Here is a 20,050-nt window from a genome sequence, read left to right as displayed (position 1 = left end):
CGGGGCGATCGTCACCAGCACCCCGACCGGGCTGCAGTACGCCAGCCGCCCACCCCGACCACCGAGGTCCCACTCGTGGCCCCGCGCCCTGGACGTCGACATCCAATCAGCTGGTCCACCGGATCTCGTCGAAGATCGCCCGCAGGCGGGCGCCTCGATCGGGATTGAGGGCGCTGACCCAGGACAGCCGGCCCAGCAGGTGGGCTCGAAAGTCGGGGTGGGCGTCGCGGTTGGCCGCGAGGGGACCGTTGCGGCGGCAGTCATGCAATACCGCCTTGAGCCGGTCGTAATCCGCGCGCGGAATGTTGGTCCGGTCGTTGACCACGATCCCGGTCACCACCTGCCGGCGGCTCCGATGGTGCTCGCGGGTCTTGCCGGGGTGCACGGTGAATCCCTCCTGCCGGATCATCCGCTTGACGGCCGCGATCAATGCCGCCGAGCGCCGAGCGAGGGCCGCATCGCCGGAGAAGGTGAGGTCGTCGGCGTACCGGGTGTAGCGACTGCCCGCGGCCCGGGCATACGAATCCAGCCTCCGGTCGAGGGAGAAGGCCACCAGGTTGGCCAGCGCCGGTGAGGTGGGTGCGCCCTGGGGAAGGTGCGGCCCCGCCAACCGCCGACGGAGCCGGAAATCGCGTCCGGGATCGGCACTGGCCGGCATCGACGCCAGGGTGGCGACCGGTGTGGCATGGGTGGTGAGACCGACGAGCAGGTGGGCCACCGGCTCGGGGTATCCGGCCGCCCGCAACAGGCCCCAGATCCGGCCGGGCGTGACGGAGGCGAAGAAGTGCTCCAGGTCCAGGGTGATGACGACTTCGGCCCCGACATGTTCGGCCGCGCCGGTGATCGCCGAGCGGCCGGCGACGAAGCCGTGCGCAGCCGGATGGGTCGGGATGGGCGCGAGGATGTCGTCCAGAACGGTGCGCTGCAGCGCTCGCAGATTCCGTTTCGGTGCCTCCAGCAGCCGGGCGCCGCCGGGCCGGTGCATCCAGCGGTAGCGGTAGTGCGCGATCCGTTCCGCGCGCGCCCGGCGGGCCCGCAGCCGCGTGTCGGCGAAGGCGTCGAGCGCCTCCAGCGTGATGCCGAGATGATCGGCCAGGTCGCCGGCGTGATGGAGAACCGGGGTGGCGAAGGGCCGGCGGATCATCCGGGTCGGACTGCTGAACCTGACTACCGGCGTCGGGAGCCGGGGCGGCGACCGCCTGGCCCGAGCCATCGCGGCGCTGCTCACCACGAATGCCGCCAGTTCCCGCGGCCGGTCGGCCGGCGCGCGCTGGTAGGCGGCCAGCACTTCCCGGGCCAGCGAATCGAGCCACGGTGGGCGCCGGGCGATCACCTGTCGGGTCCGGTCGAGAATTGATTGGTAATCCCAGGATCCGGCCAGCATGGCGTCGGCCAGGGCCGTGGCCAGCCGATCGGCGGGTCCGGTCAACGGCTCTCGCCGGTCAGGCGGCGGCGACGGTGGGCGACCTGTCCCTGCTGGGCGGGCACCTGCATGCGCGGAGCGCGTCGATGTGCCTGCTCGGTGGTGCCAACTGCGGTGAACCCACCCCGGGGGTGCCCCGGAGCGTCCGAACCGTCACCGGCCGGAGTTCTCGCCCACCATCGCCGCATGCCGCCACCTTCTCACGGCGGTCCGACAGGGCGGGGTGGCTGGCCGGCTCACCCGCAGGCGGCGCGGCCGCCGTGGAAGCCGTCGGCGAAGGCGGCCAGCTCGTCGAAGGTCACGCCCGGCCAGCTGCGCAGCTGGTCCAGGGCCTCGTCCGCGTCGCCGGCCCACGATCCCAGCTCGCCGATGGGGGCCGTGCCGAACACCGACGCGGTCCAGGCCCCGGTGAAACAGGCCGCCCCCGTGTCGGTTCCGGTCAGCTGCCGTCCGGTGGCCCAGGCTACGGCGGACCCGGCGGCGAACTGGCCGATGGTGGCGGTCCGGTCCAGCTCGGCCGGGTCCGGATCGGCGGCCGGACGGCCGGCGAACGCGGCGACCGACGCGGCCGCGGCGGCCACCGCGGCGTCGGTCGAGGGGTAGCGCGGGGTGGCCGGCGGGTCGACGAGCACCCCGGACCGGCCCAGGGTCAGCGCCAGATCGGTGCTCAGATCATCGGTGGTCAGGTCCCAGCACGACATCGGGCCCTGGCGGTAACCGTGCAGCACGAACCCGAGCCGGTCCAGGCCGAGCCCGTGCGCGGTCGGCGCGGTGGGCGCCACGCTCGGTTGGTCCCGGAAGTCCAGCAGCGGCGCGACCGCCCGCACCAGCGACGCGGGCGGGATGTGCACCCGGGTGCCGGGCTGATCCACCGCCGCCACCGCGCCGGCCAGATAGGCGCCGGCCGCGCAGTCCGCCTGGGCCTCGATCAGGATCGCCGGATACCGGTCCGGATCGGCCTGGCGCACCGCCGGCGTCGGGCCCACCCGCACCTGCACGGCATGGCCGAACTCGTGCGCGAAGGCGGCCGCCAGGCCGGCGCTGCCGTAGGACCCGAGCAGCACCGGGACCAGCCCGGCCGAGTCGAAGACGATGCCGTCCTGGGTGGGGCAGTAGAACGCGTTCCCGGCGATCTGGCTCGGCTGGCTGATGCACAACGCGCGGGTACCGGCCGGGCCGAGCGAGTCCATCGAGACGAACCCGCCGGCCGGCGGCACCAGGGCCGTCCGACCGGCGGCGGACAACGCGGCCGACCAGAACTGCTCGAGGTCGGCGAAGACGGCGGCGACCACCCGGTCGCCGTCGGCCGAACTGCGCAAAGGATCGAGGGCGTCGGCGGCGGTCGCCGGAGTGCCGAACGAGCCGGCCGTCCGGATCGGCACCCCGCCGGCCGTCACGTCGATCCGCTCCGCGGCCACCGGATCGCCCTCCCGGCCCGCCGAGCCGGCGACGACGACCACCAGGGCCACCGCCAGCAGCATCACCAGGCCGGACAACAGCAGCGCCGCCCACCGGGCGGCGCCGCCGCTCACCCCTCGGATTCGGGCACCAACCACAGCGCACCCAGCGGCGGGACGGTGATCGTCGCCGACGCCGGCTGTCCGTGCGAGGCGTGCTCGGTGGCCATCACCGCGCCCATGTTGCCGGCGCCGGATCCGCCGTAGAGCTCGGAGTCGGTGTTGACCGCTTCCTTCCAGACGCCCGCGAACGGCAGCCCGATCCGGTAACCGCTGTGCGGCATCGGCGAGAAGTTGAGCACGCAGGCCAGCACCGACCCGTCGCTGCCCCACCGCAGGTAGGCCAGGACGTTGCCCTCCCGGTCGTTGGCGTCCAGCCAGGTGAAGCCGGCCGGGGTGAAGTCCTGGGTGTACAGCGCCGGGCTGGACCGGTAGACCCGGTTCAGGTCACCGACCAGGGACCGGATGCCGGCATGCAGCGGGTAGTCCTTGAGCTGCCACGGCAGCTGGATGGCCTGGTTCCACTCCCAGGGGTTGCCCAGCTCCTGACCCATGAACAGCAGCTGCTTGCCCGGGTGCGCCCACTGGTGGGCCAGGAAGGTGCGCAGGGTGGCCGCCTTCTGCCACTCGTCGCCGGGGATCTTCGACCACAGCGAGCCCTTGCCGTGCACCACCTCGTCGTGCGAGATGGGCAGCACGAACTGCTCGGAGAACGCGTACATCAGCGAGAAGGTCATCTCGTTGTGGTGCCAGGACCGATAGATCGGGTCCCGCGAGACGTAGCCCAGGCTGTCGTGCATCCAGCCCATGTTCCACTTCAGGTGGAAGCCCAGGCCGCCCAGATGGGTGGGCCGGGTGACGCCCGGCCACGCGGTCGACTCCTCGGCGATCATCAACGCGCCGGGGACGCGCTTGCCGACCGTGGCGTTGGTCTCCTGCAGGAACGCCACCGCGTCCAGGTTCTCGTTGCCGCCGTAGATGTTGGGCAGCCACTGCCCATCCTCGCGCGAGTAGTCCAGGTACAGCATCGAGGCGACCGCATCCACCCGCAGGCCGTCGACGTGGAACTCCTCGAGCCAGTACAGCGCGTTGGCGACCAGGAAGTTGCGGACCTCGCGCCGGCCGAAGTCGAACACGAAGGTGCCCCAGTCGGGCTGCTCGCCGCGGCGCGGGTCGGCGTGCTCGTACAGCGAGGTGCCGTCGAAGCGGCCCAGCGCCCACTCGTCCTTGGGGAAGTGCGCCGGCACCCAGTCCAGGATGACGCCGATGCCGGCCTGGTGCAGCCGGTCGATCAGGTACCGCAGATCGTCGGGGGAGCCGAACCGCGAGTCCGAGGCGTAGTAGGAGGTGACCTGATAGCCCCAGGACGGGGCGAACGGGTGACCGGCCAGCGGCAGGAACTCGACGTGGGTGAACTGGGTGTCGGCCAGATCCTCGATCAGTGCGTCGGCCATCTCCCGGTAGCTCAGGCCCTCCCGCCAGGAGCCGGCGTGGATCTCGTAGATGGAGATCGGGCTGGCCAGCTGGTCGGTCTCGGCCCGGCGGGCGATCCAGTCCTCGTCGCCCCACTCGTGCGTGGCCGTGGTGACGATCGACGCGGTGGCCGGCGGCACCTCGATGGCGAACGCGAACGGGTCGGCCTTCTCCCGCCACACCCCGTCCTGGCCCAGGATCTGGTACTTGTACCGGGTTCCCTCGCCGATGCCGGGCACGAACAGCTCCCAGACGCCGGAGGAGCCCAGCGAGCGCATCGGGGTGCCGGCGCCCGACCAGTAGTCGAAGTCGCCGGTGACGCGCACGCCGCGGGCGTTGGGCGCCCACACCGCGAACGAGGTGCCGGTGACGGTGCCGCCGGGGGTGTCGTAGCTGCGCACGTGCGCGCCGAGCACCTCCCACAGGTTCTCGTGCCGGCCCTCGCCGATCAGGTGCAGGTCGATGTCGCCCAGGGTGGGCAGCCAGCGGTACGGGTCGTCGACCTCGTAGACCGAGTCCTGGCCGTAGTCGACCCGGATCCGGTAGTCGGTGACCGGTCCCTCGATCACCGCGGTGAACACGCCGCCGTGGGCGTGCTCGAACGGGGTCTCGGTCCCTTCGTGCAGCAGGGTGACCGACTGCGCGTTGTGCCGCAGGGTGCGGATGACGGTGTGCCCGTCGCCGCGCGGGTGGGCGCCCAGGATGCCGTGCGGATCGTGGGTGTCGCCGCCGATCAGGCGCTCGTAGTCCTCGACCGACGGCTCGGCCACCGTCGCCGGAGCGGGATCGGGGGTCGCGGCGACGGCCTCGGTGCTGGTCGGCTCGTCGGGGGCCAACGGGGTCTCGACGACGGCGCCGGTCACGGGGGTCTCGGCCGGCTCCGCCTTCTTGCGCGGCGCGCGCTTGGCCGGGGCCTTGGCGGTGGGCGCCTTGTCGGCCGGGGCCTTGGCCGCCGCCTTCGGAGCGGCCTTGGCGGCCGCGGCCTTCGGGGCGGCCTTGGCCGCCGCAGCCTTCGGGGCCGCCTTGGGAGCCGCCTTGGCCGCGGCGGCCTTGTCCGCGGTGGCCCTGGGCGCGGCCGCTCGGCGCCGGGTGGTCTTGGCCGGCGCCGCCGGCTCCTGTCCCTCAGCGGCAGCGGCGGGCGCCGCGCCTGAATCCGGGGTGTTGTTGGTGGTCACGCGGTTCCTCCGGGGTTGATGAGGGCGACAACGGCCTGCAGCGGAATGGCTTCCCACAGCGGCCGGTGTCCATGTTCGTAGACAACTTCGTAAATCGCCTTGTCGAGCTCGAACACGCGCAGCAGGCTGTCGGCGTGTCGGGGGTCGGTGCCCGCGGCGGCGGCATAGCCGTCGCAGAACGACCGACGGTTGCGGGTCGCCCACTCGGCCGCCCGGTAGCGGTGCTGCGCGTCGGTGTGCGGGTTGATCGTCTGGCCGCGGGCGGCGTAGTCGAACGAGCGCAACATGCCGGCGACGTCCCTGAGCGGGCTGTGCATGCCCCGGCGGAAGGCCAGCGGCTTGGCCGGTTCACCCTCGAAGTCGATGATCTTCCAGCCGTCCAGGGTGCGCAGCACCTGACCCAGGTGCAGGTCGCCGTGGATGCGCTGCAGGTTCAGCCCGGCCGCGTGGTCGCCGGCCCGGTCGAACGCGGCCTGGATCGCCTCGCGGTGCTCGGCCAGCGCGGGCACCTGATCGGCCGCGGCGTCGGCCTCGGCCCGCATCGCGTCCAGGATCTGGCCCAGTTCCGCCCCGGTGGCCACGGTGCTGCCGAACGCCCGGACCAGGTCGGCGTGCACCGCGGCGACCGCCTCGCCCAGCCGGTAGGACTCGGCGGCGAAGTCACCGCCCACCTCGTCGGCCCGCAGGTCGCCCTCGCTCATCAGGTCGCGCACCGAGGCGGTGGCCATCGCCCAGCCGTCGGCGCTGTTGGCGAAGAACTCGGTGAGCAGGGCCAGCGTCGTCTCCGCCTCCCCGGCCCCCTCGGCCAGCCGGCCGACGATCTCGCCGAACGGCTGCGCGATGTGCGAGGAGCCGACCGCGTGCAGGGCCCGGTGCACCTCGGCGTCCGGGTTCGGCCCCGGATCCAGCCGGCGAAACACCTTCAGGATGGCCGAGTGTCCGTACACGATCGAGGTGTTGGACTGCTCGGCGCCGATCACCAGGCCCATCGCGCCGATGTCGATCACGGCGTCCGGCTCGCGGCGGGCGCTGACCCCGGACCCGAAGTCGCGGCCCTCGTCGACCGCGGACAGCATCTGGGCGGTGACGTTGACGTCGGCCAGCGCGTCGTAGGCAGTCCGGCCGTCGTAGGTGCCGATGACGGCGTGCGCCACCCGGTCCGGCACGTGATCGGTCCAGGCCACCCACAGCTGGTACAGGTCCTGCCGGGTGGGGGTGGTGACCTCCAGCAGCACCTGTTCGACGTCCGCCGCGGACACGTCACGGGCGATGACCGTGCGGCGCACGATCCGGTAGTTCTCGTCCGTCAGGGTCTGGCCCTTGGCGGCGAACCAGCGCTGGGCCGGCAGGTAGTACGCGAGCAGGGAAATGAGGTCGCTATCGGGCGCGCCGACATGGTCGGGCTGCTGAGTCATTCAGTTCTCCTGGTTCTCACCGGTGATGTCGAACCAGTAGAAGCCGTGTCCGGGCAACGTCAGCAGGTAGGGCAACTCGCCGATCCGGGGGAATCTGGTTCCACCGGTGAGCTCGATCGGCACCGCACCGAAGTGTTCGCGCAGGTCCAGTTCCACCGGCTGGGGGAACCGGGACAGGTTGTTCACGCACAGCATCGTGTGTGCGGGAGCGGTGACGCCACCGGTGTTTCCGTCGAAGTGCAGCGTGTAGGACAGCACGGACGGGTTGGAACCTCCGAGATCGGTGAAGTTGCCCAGAGCGAACGCCGCGTAACGCTTGCGGATCTCGATCATTCGTCTGGTCCAATGCAACAGGGACGACGTCGAGTTCATTTGGGCCTCGACGTTGACCGTCTGGTACCCGTACACCGGATCCATAATCGCCGGAAGGTAGAGCCGGGCCGGATCACAGCGGGAGAACCCGGCGTTGCGGTCCGGCGACCACTGCATCGGGGTGCGCACGCCGTCCCGATCGCCCAGCCAGATGTTGTCGCCCATGCCGATCTCGTCGCCGTAGTACAGGACGGGGGAGCCGGGCAGCGACAGCAGCATCGCGGTGAACAGTTCCTGCTGGTTGGTGTCGTTCTCCAAAAGGGTGGACAGCCGCCGGCGGATGCCGATGTTGGCCTTCATCCGCGGGTCCTTGGCGTACTCGTTCCACATGTAGTCGCGGTCTTCGTCGCTGACCATCTCCAGGGTCAGCTCGTCGTGGTTGCGCAGGAAGATGCCCCACTGACCGCTCTCCGGGATGGCCGGCGTCTGGGCCAGGATCTCCGAGATCGGGAACCGCTGCTCGCGCCGCGCGGCCATGAAAATGCGTGGCATCAGGGGGAAGTGGAAGCACATGTGGCACTCGTCGCCGCCGACGCTGGGGTCACCGAAGTAGTCGACGACGTCGGCCGGCCACTGGTTGGCCTCGGCCAGCAGCACCGCGTTGGGGTACTCGGTGTCGATCACCTTGCGGCACCGCTTGAGGAAGTCGTGGGTCTGCGGCAGGTTCTCCCCGTTGGTGCCCTCCCGGACGTACAGGTAGGGCACGGCGTCCAGCCGGAACCCGTCGATGCCCAGGTCGAGCCAGAACCGCAGGATGTCCAGCATCTCCTCACCGACGGCCGGGCTCTCGTAGTTCAGGTCCGGCTGGTGGGAGAAGAAGCGGTGCCAGAAGTACTGCTTGCGCACCGGATCGAAGGTCCAGTTGCTGGGCTCGGTGTCGACGAAGATGATCCGCGCGTCCGGGTAGCCTGTGTCGTCGTCGGCCCACACGTAGTAGTCGCCGTAGGGCCCGTCCGGATTGCGCCGGGACTCGGTGAACCAATGGTGCTGGTCCGAGGTGTGGTTCATGACCAGGTCGGTGATCACCCGGATGCCCCGGCCGTGGGCGGCGTCGAGCAGGGCGACGAAGTCCTCGACCGTGCCGAACTCGGGCAGCACCTTGCGGTAGTCGGAGATGTCGTACCCGCCGTCGCGCAGCGGCGAGTCGTAGAACGGCGGCAGCCACAGGCAGTCCACGCCCAGCCAGGACAGGTAGTCCAGCTTGTCGATCAGGCCGCGCAGATCGCCGGTGCCGTCGCCGTTGGAGTCGGCGAACGCCCGCACCAGCACCTCGTAGAAGACGGCCCGTTTGTACCACTGCCGATCCTGGTCGCCACCGGCGATCGGGCGGGCACTACCGAAGCGTGCCGCGTCGATGTCACCCGGTCGGTCCGCCACGCGGTCAACCTACCGGTCCGCCCGACGGGCCGCAGTGCAGGTGCTGGGGTTCAATACCGAAGGTGAAGGCTCTGCGTCGTTTCACCGTCCGGCCCCAGCTCCCCCCGGCATTGCAGCCGCTCGGGCCGCTGATCCGGAACCTGCGCTGGGCCTGGCACCCGGCCAGTCAGGACCTGTTCGCCGACATCGACCGGACCCTGTGGGCCCGCCTGGAGGGCGACCCGGTCAAGCTGCTCGGCGCGGTGTCGGTGGCCCGGTTGGACGAGCTGGCCGCCGACGAGTCGTTCCTGGCCCGGATGCACGGCCTGGCCGCCGATCTCGACCACTACCTGACCGATCCCCGCTGGTACCAGCACCAGATCGCGGCCGGGGCGAGCTATCCCGCGGCCATCGCCTACTTCTCGATGGAGTTCGGGGTCACCGAGGCGCTGCCCAACTACTCCGGCGGCCTGGGCATCCTGGCCGGCGATCACCTCAAGTCCGCGTCCGACCTGGGCGTGCCGATCGTCGGCGTGGGTCTGCTCTACCGGTACGGCTACTTCTGGCAGTCGCTCTCGCCGGACGGCTGGCAGCAGGAGCACTACCCGGCGCACGACCCGCAGGGCCTGCCCATCGATCGGGTGCTCGGCCCGGATGGAGCCCCGTTGGCCGTCACCGTGCCGATGCCGGGCGGCCGGACGCTGACCGCCCGGATCTGGCTGGCCCAGGTCGGCCGGGTGCCGCTACTGCTGCTGGACGCCGACCACGAGGACAACGAGGACGCGCTGCGGGCCACCACCGACCGGCTCTACGGCGGCGACCAGGATCACCGGATCAAGCAGGAGCTGCTGCTGGGCATCGGCGGGGTCCGGGCGGTCGAGGCCTACGTCGCCCGCACCGGGCATCCCCGGCCCGAGGTCTTCCACATGAACGAGGGGCATGCCGGCTTCCTGGGCCTGGAACGCATCCGCTCGCTGGTCGCCGGCGAGGGGCTCACCTTCGCCGAGGCCCTCGCCGCGGTCCGCGCCGGCACCGTGTTCACCACCCATACCCCGGTCCCGGCCGGCATCGACCGGTTCCCGATCGACATGGTCCGGCATTACCTGAACGGCGACGGGTCCGGAGAGTCCGGCCTGCTGCCCGGGCTGGGGGTCGAGCAGGTGCTCGCCCTGGGCGCCGAGGACGATCCCGGCCGGTTCAACATGGCCCACATGGGGCTGCGGCTGGCCCAGCGGGCCAACGGGGTGGCCAAGCTGCACGGGGCGGTCTCCCGCAGCATGTTCGCCGGGCTCTACCCGGGGTTCGAGCCGCAGGAGGTGCCGATCGGCTCGGTGACCAACGGGGTGCACCTGCCGACCTGGGCGGCCCGGGAGATGTACGACGTGGCCGGGGACATGGCCGACTGGCAGGACCTGGCCTCGGCCGACATCTGGCCGTCGGCCGAAAAGGTGTCCCGGGAGCGGCTGTGGCAGCTGCGGACCACCTTGCGCCGGCGGCTGGTCGCGCTGGCCCGGTCCACCACCCGCCGCTCCCAGCTGCAGCGGGGGGCGACCGGCGCCGAACTGGAATGGACCGAGTCGGTCCTGGACCCGGACATCCTGACCATCGGCTTCGCCCGCCGGGTCTCGACCTACAAGCGGCTGACCCTGATGCTGCGCGACCCGGACCGGCTGCGGGCCATCCTGCTCGACCCGCAGCGGCCCGTGCAGATCGTGGTGGCCGGCAAGGCCCACCCGGCCGACGACGGCGGCAAGCGGTACATGCAGGAGATGGTCCGCTTCACCGACGACCCGAGCATCCGGCACCGGATCGTGTTCCTGCCCGACTACGACATGGGCATGGCCGCGGTGCTGTGCGCCGGCGCCGACGTCTGGCTCAACAACCCCATCCGCCCGCAGGAGGCATCGGGCACCTCGGGCATGAAGGCCGCCCTCAACGGGGTGCTCAACCTGTCCATCTCCGACGGCTGGTGGGACGAGCTGTACGACGGGCACGACGGCTGGACGATCCCGACCGCGGACGGCGTCGGGGACGAACGCCGGCGCGACGACCTGGAGGCGGCCGCCCTGTACGACCTGATCGAGAAGCGGGTGGCGCCGCTGTTCTACCGGCGCAACCCGGCCGGACTGCCCGAGGGCTGGGTGGACACCGTCCGGCACACCCTGGCCTACCTGGGTCCGCGGGTGCAGGCCACCCGGATGGTCCGGGACTACGTCACCGGCTATTACGCGCCGGCGGCGACGTTCTCCCGCGCCGTCACCGCCGACCTGCGGGTGGCCAAGGAGCTGGCCGCGTGGACCGGCCGGGTCCGGGCGGCCTGGCCGCAGGTGCGGGTCCTGACCGTGGACACCTCGGGCATCGGGTCCGAACCCAGCCTGGGCAACCGGCTGACCGTGCGCGCGCACTGCCAGCTCGGCGGGCTGGACCCGGCCGACGTCAGCGTGCAGGCGGTCATCGGGCGGGTCGACATGAACGAGCAGCTGCACGAGATCGAGGCCACCGACATGGCTTTCCTGGACCGGCTGGACGGGGTGGACCGGTACGAGATCGCGGTGCCGCTGACCCGCTCCGGGCCGGTCGGCTACACGGTGCGGATCCTGCCCCGGCACGACCTGCTGGCCGCTCCGGCCGAACTGGGGCTGGTCAGCACCGCGTGATCAGCTGGCCGACGGTCGCCGGGCCTGCAGCAGCCAGACCGTCCGGCCGGGCATGACAACGGTGGCGCCGCCGGCGATCTCGGCCGTCGACGCGGGTTCACCGGTGGGCCGGTCGGTGTCGATGGTCGGCACGTAACTGGTGCTGTAGGGCGCGCCGGGCAAGGTCAGCTCGACCGGGTCGGCGCCCGCGTGCAGCAGCAGCAGCCAGGAGCGGTCGGAGAGCGGTTCGCCGGCCACCGTGTGCCCGCGCACGTCGTGCCCGTTGACCCACATGCCGATGACCTGGCGGCCCTCGTCGAACCAGTCGGGGTCGCTCATCGGCTGACCGGACGCGTTGAACCAGACCAGGTCCGGCACCCCGTCGCCGCCGCCGGGAGCGCGGCCCTCGAAGAACTCGCCCTGGTGCAGGGCCGGCGCACTGCGCCGGATGGCCAGCGTGCGGCGCCAGAACGCCAGCGTGGCCGCCACCTCCGGATCGGTCAGATCCCAGTTCACCCAGCTGATCTCGTTGTCCTGGCAGTAGGCGTTGTTGTTGCCGCCCTGGCTGCGCCACAGCTCGTCGCCCATGGTGATCATCGGGGTGCCGGTGGACAGCAGCAGGGTGGCGGCCAGGTTGCGGGCCGTGCGCAGGCGCAATGCCCGGATCGCCGGGTCGTCGGTCTCGCCCTCCACGCCGTGGTTCCAGGACCGGTTGTGCTCGCCGCCGTCCCGGTTGTTCTCGCCGTTGGCCTCGTTGTGCTTGTGGTCGTAGGAGACCAGGTCGCGCAGGGTGAACCCGTCGTGGGCGGTGACGAAGTTGATCGAGGCCCAGGGCCGGCGGCTCGGCGCGTACAGGTCCGACGAGCCGGACAGCCGGTAGCCCAGGTCGCGCACGCCGGGCACGCCCCGCCAGAAGTCCCGGCCGGTGTCCCGGAACCGGTCGTTCCACTCGGTCCAGTTCGGGCCGAACCGGCCGACCGCGTACCCGTCACCGGTGGCGTCCCACGGTTCGGCGATCAGCTTGCGGGTGGCCAGCACCGGGTCGGCCGCGATCGCCGACAGCAGCGCCGAACCGGCGTCGAACGGGCCGCCGTCCGGTCGGGCGTGCACCGAGGCCAGGTCGAACCGGAACCCGTCCACGCCGAAGGTCTCCGACCAGTAGCGCAGGGAATCGGTCACCAGCCGGATGACCGGCAGGGTGCGGGCATTGACGGTGTTGCCGGTGCCGGTCAGGTCCCGCCCGTCCGGCAGGTAGTACGAGTCCGGGGCCAGCCCGCGGGTGGACAGATCCACCGACAGACCCGGTCCGCCCTCGCAGGTGTGGTTGTAGACCACGTCCAGCACCACCTCGATGCCGGCGGCGTGCAACGCGTCGACCATGGCGGCGAACTCGGCCACCTCCCGCCCGGGCACGGAGGCGTAGTCCGGGTGCGGGGCGAAGTAGTTCAGGGTCGAGTAACCCCAGTAGTTGCGCCGGTGGGTGGCCTTGAGCCCGGGCTCGGCCGCGCTGGCGTAGACCGGCAGCAGCTCGAGCGTGGTGACGGTGAGCTTGCGCAGATGGTCGATGACCGCCGGATGGGCGACCCCCAGGTAGGTGCCGCGCAGCTTGGCCGGCACCCCGGGATGCCGCATGGTCAGGCCCTTGACGTGGGCCTCGTAGACCACCGTCTGCTCCCACGGCACCCAGGGCCGGTTGGTCGTCGAATGGTGGCCCGGGGCCGCGCTGTCCACCACGATGCCGGCCGGCACCTTGCCCGCCGTCGGCACCCCGAACGAGGCGGCCGCGACCAGGTCGTAGCCGGTGCCGGTGACCTGGCGGGCGTACGGATCGAGCAGCAGCTTGGCCGGGTCGCGGGCCGGCACCCGGAACCCGTAGACCTGGCCGGGGCCGACACCGGGCACGAAGGTGTGCCAGATGCCATAGGTGCGCTCGGCCATGGTGACCGTGCGCAGGGTGACCGCGGGATCCTTCGGGTCCAGCAGGCACAGCTGCACGTCCGAGATCCCGGGCACCCCGTCGGCGACCACCGCGAAGTTGGTGCCGCCGGCGTAGGGGGTCGCGCCCAGCGGGTGCGGCAGTCCGGGGTAAGGGGCCGATCCGACGCGAGGTAGCGCCTGCGGGTCCGTCTCACCCGGCCGCACCCGCCAGCCACGTTTGATCTTGGTGGGCTTGGGGTCGCGGCCGGGGCGCAGCATGCCGGTCATTGTCACCGACCGGTAGGCCACGGATGAAATCGCCGGTACGCAACAATGACCCGCGTGAGCCCCCGCCCCACGCCCCCCGTGTCCATCCTTCCCGGCCCCGACTCGGTCCTGCACCTGACCGAGGTGACCGTGCGACGCAGCCCGGCGACCTTGCTCGACGCCGTGCACTGGAACGTCGAGGTCGACCAGCGGTGGGTGATCCTGGGTCCCAACGGCGCCGGCAAGACGACCCTGCTGCAGATCGCGGCCGGCCTGATGTTCCCGACCAGCGGCCGGGTGCACATCCTGGGCGAGCGGCTGGGCGCGGTCGACGTGGCCGAACTGCGGCCGCGGATCGGCCTGTCGTCGGCGGCGCTGGCCGGCCGGGTGCCGCCGCACGAGCGGGTCCTGGACGTGGTCGTCTCGGCCGGCTACGGGGTGGTCGGCCGCTGGCGCGAGGCCTACGACGAGCTGGACTTCGCCCGCGGCCGGGAGTTGCTGGACGCCATGGGGGTGGCCGCCCTGGCCGACCGGACCTACGGCACCCTGTCCGAGGGGGAGCGCAAGCGGACCCTGGCCGCCCGCGCCCTGATGGCCGACCCGGAGTTGCTGCTGCTCGACGAGCCGGCCGCCGGGCTGGACCTGGGTGGCCGCGAGGACCTGCTGGCCCGGCTGACCCGGCTCGCGGTGGACCCGTCCGCGCCGACCACCGTGCTGGTCACCCACCACGTGGAGGAGATCCCACCGGCCTTCAGCCACGTGCTGCTGCTGCGCGGCGGACGGGTCGTCGCCGCCGGTCCGCTGGCCGACACCCTGACCGCGGACGCGCTCTCGGAGACTTTCGGCATGACGCTGGCCCTGGAGCGGCGCGGCGAGCGGTACTTCGCGTTCGCCGCGAACTGACCGCGCGGTGGCCTACCGCTTCGACCCGGACGACGTCCGGTACCTGACCGGGCCGGCCGGGGCCGACGCCCTGGCCGTGGCCCAGGCGCTGCCGTTGACCGAGGACAGCCTGCTGGCCGACCTGGGCCGGGTCCGCGCGGTGGCCGCGACCCGGGCGGGCGCCGTGGTGGAGACCGTGCGGTTGCGCCGGCGGGCGGTGGGCAAGCTCGGCCCGGCCGCGGCCGGCTGGCTGTTCACCGACGAGGCGCTGCAGCAGGCCACCCCGGAGCCGGTGGCCCGGCACCGGGCCCGGCGGCTGGCCGGGCTCGGCGTGCACGACCTGACCTGCTCGATCGGGGCCGATCTGGCCGCGCTGGCGGCCGGTGCCGCTCGAGGCGGGCCGGTCACGGTCGGCTCCGACCTGGACCCGGTCCGGGTGCTAATGGCCCGGCACAACGTGGCCGCGGTGGGCCTGCCGCCTCGGGTGCTGGTGGCCGACGCGCTCACCCGCACCACCCGCGGCCTGCTCGGCTACGCCGACCCGGCCCGCCGGGACGGGGGCCGGCGCATCACCTCCACGTCCACCGTGCCGGCCGTGGACGAGCTCGACGCCGCCCACGCCGACCGGCCCCCGGTGCTGCGGGTGCCGCCGGGCCTGGACTACGACGCCCTGGCCCGGCCGGGGGAGGTGGAGCTGGTCAGCCTGGACGGGGTCGCCCGCGAGGCCGTGCTGTGGCCGCCGGAGCTGGCCGGCCCGGCCCGGCGGGCCACCGTCCTCAGCTCCACCGTGCTCAGCTCCACCGTGCTCAGTTCCGCCGGGGACGGCTGGACGGTGACCAGCGACGAACCCGACGACGTCCCGGTCGGTCCGATCGGGGAGTTTCTCATCGATCCGGATCCGGCGGTGGTCCGCGCGCACCTGGTGCGCCAGTACGCGGCCCGGCACGGCCTCGGGCAGTTGGACCCGCACCTGGCCTACCTGACCGGCCCGGCCGTGCCGGCCGGCGTCCGCGGCTTCCGGATCCTGGACCGGGCGCCGTACGCGGAGAAGACCGTGGCCCGCTGGATCCGCCGGGACGGCGTGGGCACCCTGGAGATCAAGCAGCGCGGCACCCCGATCGTGCCCGACGAGCTGCGCCGCCGGCTGCGGTCGGCGCTGACCGGGCCGACCCGGGAGGCGGCCACCCTGGTGGTGGCCCGGGTCGGCCGGCGGGCCGAGGCGTTCTGGTGCCGGGCGACCCAGCCGTCCCCGGCCGGCGGGCCGGCCGGCGGCCCGTAAGGTGATCTGCCGTGAGCTTCGAACTTCTCCCCGCCGTTGACGTCGCCGACGGCCAGGCCGTGCGCCTGGTCCAGGGCCGGGCCGGTAGCGAAACCCATTACGGCGCACCGTTGGACGCGGCCCTGGCCTGGCAGTCCGACGGCGCCGAATGGATCCACCTGGTCGACCTGGACGCCGCCTTCGGGCGCGGCTCCAACGCGGCCCTGCTGGCCGAGGTCGTCGGCCGGCTGGACATCAAGGTGGAGCTGTCCGGCGGCATCCGGGATGACGAGTCGCTGGCCGCGGCCCTGGCCACCGGCTGCACCCGGGTGAACATCGGCACCGCCGCACTGGAGCAGCCGGACTGGTGCGCCTCGGCGATCGCCCGCTACGGCGATCAGGTCGCGGTCGGCCTGGACGTGCGGGGCACCACGCTGGCCGCCCGCGGTTGGACCCAGGACGGCGGCGACCTGTGGCAGGCGCTGGCCCGGCTGGACGCCCAGGGCTGCTCCCGGTACGTGGTGACCGACGTCACCAAGGACGGCACCCTGCGCGGGCCCAACCTGGACCTGCTGCGAGAGGTCTGCGCCGTCACCAGCGCCCCGGTCGTGGCCTCCGGCGGGGTGTCCTCGCTCGACGATCTGATCGCGCTGGCCGGCCTGCGCTCGATCGGGGTCGAGGGCGCGATCGTCGGCAAGGCGCTCTACGCCGGGGCGTTCACGCTGCCGCAGGCGCTGGCGGCCGTGCACGACCCGGCCGGCTGAGCGCCGTGCCCGGGGTGGGTGAGCGCCTCGGCTCCGGCGGACCCTGGGAGGACCGGTTCGGCTACTCCCGGGTGGTCCGGGTCGGACCGCTGGCCCTGACCGCCGGCTGCACCGCGGTGGTGGACGGGGTGGTGGCCGCGCCCGGGGATGCGGGGGAGCAGACCCGGATCGCGCTGCGCGCCGGGCTGGCTGCGTTGGCCCAGGTCGGCGTGGCCCCCGCGCAGGTGGTGGCCACCCGGCTCTCGATCGTGGATCGGGCCGACGCCGAGGCGGTGGGCCGGGCCCACGGTCGGGTGTTCGCCGACGTCCGGCCGGCGGCCACGATGGTGGTGGTGGCCGGCCTGATCGACCCGGCCATGCGGGTGGAGGTCGAGCTCACCGCCTGGGCCGGCTGACCGGCCCGGTTCGACCCAGCACCCGGATCGACTCAGCGCACCGTGAACGAGCTGCGGTACATGCCCCAGGGGCTGGGCACCGTCATGGTCCAGCCGAACCGGAACGCGCTGGTGAACAGCTCGGCGGCGAGGGTGAACGGATCGGCGTAGGCGACCGGCTGGGCTCGCGGCCGGGCCGGCGGCGTCATCTGCGCGACCTTGGCCAGCACCGCGGCCGCCTCCGGGTCACCCTGCTGGGCCCAGGCGTGCACGACCCGCAGCTTGACCGAGTTGACCACCGTGGCGTCGTCGGCGTCCCGGGGCAGCCGGAACGTCTCGCCGCCCTGCCGGAGCCAGTACTGGCCGCCGGCCTCGTGCAGCAGCACGCCCGAGCGGCCCGACGGGTGCTCCCGGTCGATCCCGGCCACCACGACCGTGCCCAGGCCCGGTTGGTACTCCAGCACCGCGGGCACGTGGTCGGCGGTCAGGCGACGGTGGATGGCATCGAGTCGTCCTGGCATGGCTCCACAGTAAAGGGCGTTCCCGCGGGAACGGACCCGTGACGGGCCGGTGACGGGCCGGCGGCCGCCTAGGTGTTGAGCCCGGACAGGTTGGTAACGGCTGGCGTGCGGTAGGCGGGCGGTTTGCCCTTCAGCGCGGTGTGCGGCCGATGGTAGTTGTAGCGGTGCACGAACCCGGCCAGGGCGGCGGCTCGTTCGTCGTTGCAGGACCAGGCCTGGCGGTAGGCCCATTCCCGGGCCAGGGTCCGGTGGTACCGCTCGACCTTTCCGTTGGTCTGCGGTCGGTACGGTCGGGTGTACTTGTGGACCGTGGCCCCCAGCGCGGTGTTGAAGTCCTTGCCGCGGTAGCAGGAACCGTTGTCGGTCAGCACCCGGTGGATCCTCTCGATGCCGTGCGCGGCGAAGAACTCGACCGCGCGGGCCCAGAAACCGGCCGCGGTCACGGACTTCTCGTCGGCCAGTTCTTCGGTGTAGGCCAGCCGGGACCGGTCATCGATCGCGGTGTGCAGGAACGCGTACCCGGGTCGCTGACCCCGCTGGGAGGCTCGGTGGGCGTCGTTGCCCCGGCCGTGGATCCGCCAGCCGCCGCCGTCGGGGATGCGGCCAATCTTCTTCACATCGACGTGGATCAGGTCACCGGGCGCGGCCCACTCGTACCGGCGGACCGGTTCCCGCAGCTGCTGGCCGGTGACGTCCAGGTCCCGCAGGCGAGAGATGCCCCGGCGCACCAGGACCCGGTGGATCGTCGACGGCGCCAGCGTGATCCCGAACTCGCGCAGCTCCGCGGCCAGCATCACCGGACCGAGCTTGAGGTGCCGCCGCAGATACTCCACGACGTCCTCGACCTGCGCGTCGACCTGGCCGGGTGAGGACACCGGGCGCGACGAGCGGTCCTGCAGGCCGGCCGGACCGTCGGCCTTCCAGCGGGCGTGCCACTTGGCCAGGGTTTGCCGGGCCACGCCGGCCTCGGCGGCGACGTGACAGATCGGCCGACCGGCGTCGACGCGCTGGCACAGGCGTCGGCGTCCCTCGGGGGTCAGCGGGGCGTTACGGTGGGCCACGAGGGTCCTCCTGGTTCGGCGTGTTTGCTTGGTCGCTTCACACCTCACCAAGGGGACCCTCCCTCATGCCCGCAACCAGCCGACCCGGCGTGTCACCAATGTCCCTGGATGCAACACCTAGGCTGGAGCGCATGTCGGTTGCCGTTCGCGTCATTCCCTGCCTGGACGTCGCCGAGGGGCGCGTCGTCAAGGGGGTCAACTTCGTCGACCTGGTCGACGCCGGCGATCCGGTCGAACTGGCCCACCGGTACGACCAGGAGGGCGCGGACGAGCTGACCTTCCTGGACATCACCGCGACCAGCGACAACCGCCGGTACGCCTACGAGATGATCCGGCGCACCGCCGAGCAGGTGTTCATCCCGCTGACCGTGGGCGGTGGGGTGCGCACCCTGGCCGACATCGACGGCCTGCTGCGGGCCGGGGCGGACAAGGTGTCGGTGAACTCGGCCGCGGTGGCCCGCCCCGAGTTCCTGGCCGAAGCGGCCGCCCGGTTCGGTTCGCAGTGCGTGGTCATCGCGGTCGACGCCCGCCGGGTCCGCGACCGCACCGATGTGCAGTGCCCCTCCGGTTTCGAGGTGACCACGCACGGCGGCCGGCGGGGCACCGGCATCGACGCGATCGACTGGGTGCGCCGGGCCGAGGAGGCCGGCGCCGGGGAGATCCTGCTCACCTCGATGGACGCCGACGGCACCAAGAACGGCTTCGACACCACGATGCTCACCGCCGTCCGGTCGGCCGTCGGGGTGCCGCTGATCGCCTCCGGCGGGGCGGGCACGCTCGACCACTTCCCCGAGGCGATCGCGGCCGGCGCCGACGCGGTGCTGGCCGCCTCGGTGTTCCATTTCGGTGAACTGCGCATCGACGCGGTCAAGGAACAACTCTCCCGCGCCGGCTACCCGGTGCGGCGCACTCCCGTGGCGGCGTCGTGACCCTGATCGGTGAGCAGCTCGACCCGACGCTGGGCGTCCGGTTCAACGAGGCCGGCCTGGTCTGCGCGGTGGTGCAGCAGTACGACACCCGCGAGGTGCTGATGGTGGCCTGGATGGACGCCGAGGCATTGCGCCGCACCGTGACCACCGGGGCCGGCACCTACTGGTCGCGGTCCCGGCAGGAGTACTGGGTCAAGGGCGCCACCTCGGGCCACACCCAGCGGGTGGTCGAGCTGCGCCGCGACTGCGACGGCGACACCCTGCTGGTGCTGGTCGACCAGACCGACGGGGCCTGCCACACCGGCGACCGGACCTGCTTCGACGCGGGGTTGATCGCCCGCCGGGACCCGACCTGACCCCGTCCCGGGGTTGACTGCGCGTCATCGAAATTTCACGAATATGGTCGATGCATTCCCGGACCGGAATTCGGGATCATTCGGTATGGAAAAAGACCGAGTGGGTGATGAAAATGTCGCATCGTCCGGTTCGCGATTGTCGGCGCCATTCTGGCCCAAGTTCCGTGTCTTCCTGGGCCGGCTGTTCGCCGCGCTGCTGACCGCAGGGTTGCTGGTCACGCTGGCCGTCCTGGTCGATTCCACGTTCTGGTCGGCGGTGTGTGCCGGTGGTGCGATTCTCATTCTCGCCGGCATCGGGTTGTGGACGACCAATGCCCACGCCGACATTCTGCGCATGGCCGGTCCGTTGCCCGGACAGAGCCCGGCCGATTTCCGGCGGACGGCCCGATAAGGGGGACCGGTCGCTGACCGACG

General features: G+C 72.2%; 16 protein-coding genes. 8 read left to right on the top strand and 8 right to left on the bottom strand.

Annotated elements, in window-relative coordinates:
• Positions 1-106: 106 nt before the first annotated feature.
• The 5 genes from NAMU_RS15285 to treS form a co-directional block, all read right to left on the bottom strand.
• Positions 107-1,429 (bottom strand): reverse transcriptase family protein, encoded by a 1,323-nt coding sequence (locus NAMU_RS15285; RefSeq protein WP_015748297.1) that lies wholly within the window; start codon positions 1,427-1,429, stop codon positions 107-109.
• A 230-nt stretch (positions 1,430-1,659) separates the two neighbouring features.
• Positions 1,660-2,955, bottom strand: a complete 1,296-nt coding sequence (locus tag NAMU_RS29390) for a neutral zinc metallopeptidase (protein WP_015748296.1) — start codon at positions 2,953-2,955, stop codon at positions 1,660-1,662.
• Entirely contained in the window at positions 2,952-5,189 is a 2,238-nt protein-coding gene (glgB, locus tag NAMU_RS15275; protein ID WP_407669247.1) for a 1,4-alpha-glucan branching protein GlgB, read from the bottom strand. The genes NAMU_RS29390 and glgB overlap by 4 nt, the downstream gene beginning before the upstream one ends.
• 335 nt (positions 5,190-5,524) lie before the next feature.
• Complete coding sequence (locus NAMU_RS15265; RefSeq protein WP_015748294.1) at positions 5,525-6,943, bottom strand: maltokinase N-terminal cap-like domain-containing protein; 1,419 nt, start codon at positions 6,941-6,943, stop codon at positions 5,525-5,527.
• Positions 6,944-8,671 carry a maltose alpha-D-glucosyltransferase gene (treS, locus tag NAMU_RS15260; RefSeq protein WP_407669246.1) on the bottom strand — a complete coding sequence of 576 codons (1,728 nt, stop codon included), beginning with the start codon at positions 8,669-8,671 and terminating at the stop codon, positions 6,944-6,946.
• A gap of 83 nt (positions 8,672-8,754) precedes the next feature.
• On the opposite strand from treS, the gene glgP reads away from it, so the two are divergent.
• Entirely contained in the window at positions 8,755-11,328 is a 2,574-nt protein-coding gene (gene glgP, locus NAMU_RS15255) for an alpha-glucan family phosphorylase (RefSeq protein WP_015748292.1), read from the top strand.
• On the opposite strand, the gene glgX is transcribed toward glgP, so the two are convergent.
• Complete coding sequence (gene glgX / locus NAMU_RS15250) at positions 11,329-13,503, bottom strand: glycogen debranching protein GlgX (protein WP_083786037.1); 2,175 nt, start codon at positions 13,501-13,503, stop codon at positions 11,329-11,331.
• A 54-nt stretch (positions 13,504-13,557) separates the two neighbouring features.
• Between glgX and NAMU_RS15245 the strand changes: the two genes are divergently transcribed.
• From NAMU_RS15245 to NAMU_RS15230, 4 genes are read left to right on the top strand one after another with little or no spacing between them, the layout of a single operon-like run.
• Complete coding sequence (locus tag NAMU_RS15245) at positions 13,558-14,394, top strand: ABC transporter ATP-binding protein (RefSeq protein ID WP_015748290.1); 837 nt, start codon at positions 13,558-13,560, stop codon at positions 14,392-14,394.
• 7 nt (positions 14,395-14,401) lie between these two features.
• On the top strand, positions 14,402-15,652 hold the full coding sequence (locus NAMU_RS15240) for a THUMP-like domain-containing protein (RefSeq protein ID WP_015748289.1): 1,251 nt from the start codon (positions 14,402-14,404) through the stop codon (positions 15,650-15,652).
• A gap of 11 nt (positions 15,653-15,663) precedes the next feature.
• Positions 15,664-16,395: a bifunctional 1-(5-phosphoribosyl)-5-((5-phosphoribosylamino)methylideneamino)imidazole-4-carboxamide isomerase/phosphoribosylanthranilate isomerase PriA gene (priA, locus tag NAMU_RS15235; protein WP_015748288.1), complete on the top strand. Its 732-nt coding sequence runs from the start codon at positions 15,664-15,666 to the stop codon at positions 16,393-16,395.
• Between the two features lie 5 nt (positions 16,396-16,400).
• Positions 16,401-16,790 (top strand): Rid family hydrolase, encoded by a 390-nt coding sequence (locus tag NAMU_RS15230; RefSeq protein ID WP_015748287.1) that lies wholly within the window; start codon positions 16,401-16,403, stop codon positions 16,788-16,790.
• Between the two features lie 32 nt (positions 16,791-16,822).
• Here NAMU_RS15230 and NAMU_RS15225 read toward each other — a convergent pair whose 3' ends face one another.
• Positions 16,823-17,290 (bottom strand): hypothetical protein, encoded by a 468-nt coding sequence (locus tag NAMU_RS15225; RefSeq protein ID WP_015748286.1) that lies wholly within the window; start codon positions 17,288-17,290, stop codon positions 16,823-16,825.
• 68 nt (positions 17,291-17,358) lie between these two features.
• A complete protein-coding gene (locus NAMU_RS15220; RefSeq protein ID WP_015748285.1) occupies positions 17,359-18,351 on the bottom strand; it encodes an IS481 family transposase in 993 nt (330 codons plus the stop codon).
• 131 nt (positions 18,352-18,482) lie between these two features.
• Here NAMU_RS15220 and hisF point away from each other — a divergent pair, with 131 nt between their 5' ends.
• From hisF to NAMU_RS15205, 3 genes are read left to right on the top strand one after another with little or no spacing between them, the layout of a single operon-like run.
• Positions 18,483-19,280, top strand: a complete 798-nt coding sequence (gene hisF / locus NAMU_RS15215) for an imidazole glycerol phosphate synthase subunit HisF (RefSeq protein WP_015748284.1) — start codon at positions 18,483-18,485, stop codon at positions 19,278-19,280.
• Entirely contained in the window at positions 19,277-19,636 is a 360-nt protein-coding gene (hisI, locus tag NAMU_RS15210; protein WP_015748283.1) for a phosphoribosyl-AMP cyclohydrolase, read from the top strand. Before hisF ends, hisI begins: the two co-directional genes overlap by 4 nt.
• Positions 19,637-19,679: 43 nt before the next feature.
• Positions 19,680-20,027 carry a hypothetical protein gene (locus tag NAMU_RS15205; RefSeq protein WP_138180232.1) on the top strand — a complete coding sequence of 116 codons (348 nt, stop codon included), beginning with the start codon at positions 19,680-19,682 and terminating at the stop codon, positions 20,025-20,027.
• Positions 20,028-20,050: the final 23 nt, after the last annotated feature.

This window comes from Nakamurella multipartita DSM 44233 (assembly GCF_000024365.1).
GTDB classification, from domain to species: domain Bacteria; phylum Actinomycetota; class Actinomycetes; order Mycobacteriales; family Nakamurellaceae; genus Nakamurella; species Nakamurella multipartita.
The sequence above is the reverse complement of the archived record's forward strand: the minus strand, read 5'-3'. Positions and strand labels throughout refer to the sequence as shown.